This is a genomic window from Cupriavidus basilensis (genome assembly GCF_029335485.1).
In the GTDB taxonomy this organism is placed as follows: Bacteria; Pseudomonadota; Gammaproteobacteria; order Burkholderiales; family Burkholderiaceae; genus Cupriavidus; species Cupriavidus basilensis_E.
The window spans coordinates 1-4,791 of the sequence record NZ_JARJLM010000591.1 but is presented as its reverse complement, the minus strand read 5'-3'; the positions used below and the strand labels follow the sequence as shown (position 1 = coordinate 4,791).

The following is a 4,791-nucleotide window of genomic DNA, read 5'->3' as shown; positions in this document are numbered from 1 at the left end:
GCCGCGCGACGCGCGCACGCCTGGCAAACAGGAAAAAGCGCTGAGAAAGTTGTGATGAACCGAAATGGACAACGGATATACTTGGGCGCCAACTGCCAACAATGCCGATATCGCCAACAACATGCAGCCACCATCGTTGCCGTCGCCGCTGTCACCACTGCCGCAATCGTTGCCGCCCGGAACACCGTCGTAGAACCAGCCGGAGAATTACCACGATGCTAGCCATCTACGCCTACGTGCTGCACCTGCTGGCCGGCCTCGCCCTGCTGGCGGTGTTCGTCGGAGTCTACACCAGGATCACGCCCTTCCGCGAGTTCGCGCTGATCCGCCAGGGCAACCTCGCGGCGGCGCTGTCGCTGTCCGGGGCGATGATCGGTTTTTGCTTTACGCTGTCCTCCAGCATCCAGCACAACGACACCTTCCTGATGTTCCTGGTGTGGTCGGTCGGCGCGATGCTGGTGCAGGCGCTGGCTTACGCGGGCCTGGCGCGCGCGCTGCCCGATATGGACGCCGCGATCGAGTCGAACAATGTCGGCATGGGCGGGCTGATGGGCGCCATCTCGGTGACGGTCGGCGCCATCAACGCCGCCTGCCTGACCTGATTTGCCGGACCTTCCCCACCTGCCGGAACATTGCTGAGAACCAGAGGTTAGCCATGAGCATCGGATCGTTCATCAAGAAGCAGTTTATCGACATCCTCCAGTGGACGGAGGACAGCGACGGCGTGCTGGCCTGGCGCCACCCGATGGAGGATATGGAAATCCAGTACGGCGGCAGCCTGACCGTGCGCGAGTCGCAGATGGCGGTGTTCGTCAACGAAGGCAAGATCGCCGACGTGTTCGGGCCCGGCATGTACAAGCTCACCACGCAGACGCTGCCGGTGCTGACCTACCTGAAGAACTGGGACAAGCTGTTCGAGTCGCCCTTCAAGTCGGACGTCTACTTCTTCAGCACGCGCCTGCAGATCGGCCGCAAGTGGGGCACCGCCCAGCCCATCACCATCCGCGACGCCGATTTCGGCATGGTGCGGCTGCGCGCCTTTGGCCTGTACTCGTACAAGATCGCCGATGTCGGCAAGTTCTATACCGAGATCAGCGGCACGCGCGCCGAGTACACCCGCGACGAGGTGGAAGAGCAGCTGCGCAACCTGCTGGTCGCCACCATGACCGCCACGCTGGGGGGCGCCTCGGTGCCCTTCCTCGACATGGCCGCCAACCAGGCGCTGATGTCGCAGGCCATCCGCGACCGGCTGGCGCCGGAATTCGAGCGCTACGGCGTGGCGCTGGACAATTTCGCGGTGACCAATGTGTCGCTGCCGGAAGAGTTGCAGAAGGCCATCGACACCCGTATCTCGATGGGCATGATGGGGGATATGGCGAAGTACACGCAGTACCAGGTCGCCACCTCGATCCCGCTCGCCGCGCAGAACGAGGGCGGCGTGGCCGGCCTGGGCGCCAGCCTGGCGGCCGGCGCGGTGATGGGACAGGCGATGGCCGGCGGGCTGGGTGCCGCCGCCGCGGGCGCGCAACCCGCCACGCCCGCCGCAGCGGCGGCTGCGGCAGCGGCGCCAGCCGACGATCCCGCCGCGCGCCTGCAGAAGCTCAAGGAACTGCTCGACAAAAGCCTGATTTCGCAGGCCGACTTCGACACCGCCAAGGCCGAGATCCTGAAGAAACTGGTCGGCTGAGCGCGCCCTCACGCATGCAAGAGATCAACTGCCCAAGCTGCGGCGCGCCGGCGGCCTTCCGCTCGTCGGCCGCGGTGATGGTGGTGTGCGAGTACTGCCACAGCACACTGCTCAAGGATGCCGACACGGTCAAGGACATCGGCAAGATGTCCGCCGTGCTGGAGGACTACACGCCGCTGCAGATCCACACCGCCGGGCAATGGGGCGGCCAGGGCTTCACCCTGGTCGGCCGCATCCAGCTGCGCTACGACGCCGGCCTGTGGAACGAGTGGTACGTGTTGTTCGACGACGGCAGCGACGGCTGGCTGGCCGATGCCTCCGGCCAGTACATGCTGACCCGGCGTGTCACGCCGGCGCAGTCGGCCGCCCAGCTCGACGGCGAAGCGCTGCCGCGCTTCGGCCAGCTCACGCCCGGCACCCCGCTGTACTTCGACAAGCACCGCTATCTGGCCAGCGATGTGCGCAGCGCGCGCTGCACCGGCGGCCAGGGCGAGCTGCCGTTCGCGGTCGGCGCGGGCTGGACGGCGCAGGTGGCGGATTTCCGCGACGAAGGCCGCTTCCTCACGCTCGACTACGCCGACGGCGATCCGCCGGCCATCTATACCGGCCAGGCGGTCACGCTCGGCCAGCTCAAGTGCCAGCTGCTGCGCGAAGCCGAACAGATCGCCGGCACCGCCGATCGCTACCGGGGCAAGGCCGTGCCGCTGGCCTGCCCGGACTGCGGCGGCCCGATCGCCTACCGCGCCGGCGTAGCCAGCTTCGTGGTCTGCCCCAGCTGCCACAGCCAGATCGATTGCACCACCTCCACCGCGCTGGTGCTGGAGAAGCAGCGCGAGCTGGATGCGCTCAAGACCAGCCTGTCGCCGGGCGACACCGGTACCATCGACGGCAAGCCCTACACGGTGCTGGGCCTGATGCAGTGCACCGACCACGACGAGGAAGAGGCCTCGACCTGGGTCGAGTACCTGCTGTTCAACGAACAGCGCGGGCTGATGTGGCTGGTCGAGCAGGATAGCGGCTGGGACCGGGTCGAGGTGCTCGATACCTGGCCGCGCATGGTTTCCGGCACTACCGCAAGCTACCAGGGCCAGACCTTCCAGCAGGGCTACGACTACGGGAGCGAGGTACTGTACGCGGCGGGCACCTTCAACTGGCGGGTCCGGGTGGGAGACCGCACCCGGCTGACCGAGTTCGGCAAGCCCGCGCGCCGGCTCACGCGCGAGACCTCCGGCACGGAGATCGTCTGGACCTTGTCCACCACCGTGGCGCGCGCGCAGGTGGCGCAATGGTTCAAGGGCAGCCCGGGCCTGGCCGAGGCGGCCCGCGCCCCGCAGGCGGCGGCCAGCGGCACGGATCTCGCCTTTTGCCGCAAGAGCGCCAAGGTCTACGCCATCCTCCTCGCCATCCTCAACGTGCCGGTGGCATTGATCACCGACCGGGGATGGATCACCATCGTGGTCGGCTTCCTGCTGTTGTGGGCGCCGATCTGGCTGGTCCAGCGCTGGGCCGGAAAGGATTGAGACAGCGTGCGCCTGCTTTATCTCGTCTACGGCATCATCGTGCTATTCGGCACGACCTTCTTCAACCTGGGCGACTCCACGTCCTCGGGCTCCTCATCGGGCTATGGCAGCGCGCGTGGCTGGAGCGGGGGCTCATCCGGCTCCAGCGGATGGTCATCGGGCGGCGGCCATAAATGATGGCGGAGGCGGCATGGCAGCCCCGCCATGGTCTACACTAGCCTGATACCCTGTAATTACTTCAGGGTCCTGCCTGATATTGAAGTGATTTGGAGTCGTCATGCGTATCGGTGAACTGGCCCGCCAAAGTGGCTGCGACGTGGAAACCATCCGCTATTACGAGCGCGAGGGCCTGCTCGACGCGCCCCAGCGCGAGGAAAACGGCTATCGCCGCTATGGCGATGGCCACCTGCTGCAGCTCAACTTCGTGCGCCACTGCCGCTCCCTGGGCATGAGCCTGTCCGACGTGCGCCGGCTGCGCGACTTCGAGCGCGATCCCACCCTTGCCTGCGACGATATCAACGCGCTGCTGGACCGCCAGATCGAGCAGATCCACGCCCAGCGCGTGGCGCTCGAGGCACTGGAAGGGCAGTTGCGGGCCTTGCGCCACACCTGCAACCAGCCGCATCCCGCCAGCGAGTGCGGCATCCTGCAGAACCTGCAGCAAGCCGCGGCAGGCGCCGCCTGCGAGTGCCATCCGCATGCCGCTGGCCACGGCTAAGGGGCGATGCCAGTGCATTAAAAGTGCCGGCTATGCTACGATTCCTTTACCCGCCGCACACCAAACTGGTGCGGATACGGCGGGCCAGGCCCTGCGGCAGAACGCTTGAGTAAGCCATCGCTCTCGTCGATTCCGCCGCGTGGCGCGCTTTCCCGAATTCCCATTCATTACCGCCGCACGTAAATGACGCTTTGCCGCCTGTCGCCGATCGCTGTCGAGCTTGCCCGTACCGGGCAGGCCGGCGCGTCCGCGCGCGCGGCACTGGCGCAGCGCACGCAAGCCAAACAGGCCACGGCCTGCCGCCGGATCAGCGCACCGCTTGATCCCGCCCGGTTCCCAGCCTGACGCTCCCCCAGACGCAGGCAAGCGCCGAACCGGGCCGAGTCACACCCTGTTCGCGGTTTTCCCGCCGTTCCCGACGGCCCACCTAATTCGATGACCTGGCAGCGCCGGGGCCGATCCCCAAGGGATCGCCCCAACCTTTGCCGGTCGCCGCATCGCCACCTAGCGAGGATCTACCATGACGGCTTCGTCCAAGCAGCAATCGACCCTTTACCTTACCGAGCTCGACGTGACCCGCCTCGAGCGCATCGCCGGGCGCGCCGCGCCCCTGGCCGAAATGCTCGACAGCATCCTCGAGCGCGCCGCCATCGTGCCCGCCGAGGCCATCCCGAAGGATGTCGTGACCATGAATTCCAGCCTGCTGTGCGCGCTGGAAGGCGAGGCCGTGCCGCGCCGGTGGACGCTGGTCTACCCCGATACCGCGGATTTCGACGAGGGCAGGTTGTCGGTGCTGTCGCCGATCGGCCGCGCCCTGCTGGGCGCGCGCGCCGGCCAGACCGTCAGCTACCGGTTGCCCGACGGAC

6 protein-coding genes are annotated in these 4,791 nt (G+C 67.0%); all 6 read left to right on the top strand.

From position 1 onward, the window contains the following. Nucleotides 1-215 precede the first annotated feature (215 nt). Nucleotides 216-602, top strand: a complete 387-nt coding sequence (locus P3W85_RS36670; protein ID WP_017225340.1) for a DUF350 domain-containing protein — start codon at nucleotides 216-218, stop codon at nucleotides 600-602. Nucleotides 603-655: 53 nt separating this feature from the next. After that, nucleotides 656-1,687 (top strand): SPFH domain-containing protein, encoded by a 1,032-nt coding sequence (locus P3W85_RS36665; protein WP_276268386.1) that lies wholly within the window; start codon nucleotides 656-658, stop codon nucleotides 1,685-1,687. A 14-nt stretch (nucleotides 1,688-1,701) separates the two neighbouring features. After that, entirely contained in the window at nucleotides 1,702-3,207 is a 1,506-nt protein-coding gene (locus tag P3W85_RS36660) for a DUF4178 domain-containing protein (protein ID WP_276268385.1), read from the top strand. Nucleotides 3,208-3,213: 6 nt separating this feature from the next. Then, nucleotides 3,214-3,384 carry a hypothetical protein gene (locus P3W85_RS36655; protein WP_017225123.1) on the top strand — a complete coding sequence of 57 codons (171 nt, stop codon included), beginning with the start codon at nucleotides 3,214-3,216 and terminating at the stop codon, nucleotides 3,382-3,384. A gap of 100 nt (nucleotides 3,385-3,484) precedes the next feature. Beyond that, on the top strand, nucleotides 3,485-3,925 hold the full coding sequence (locus P3W85_RS36650; protein ID WP_017225122.1) for a Cd(II)/Pb(II)-responsive transcriptional regulator: 441 nt from the start codon (nucleotides 3,485-3,487) through the stop codon (nucleotides 3,923-3,925). Nucleotides 3,926-4,445: 520 nt separating this feature from the next. Further along, on the top strand, nucleotides 4,446-4,791 hold a 346-nt coding region (locus P3W85_RS36645), incomplete at its 3' end, for a GreA/GreB family elongation factor (RefSeq protein ID WP_276268384.1).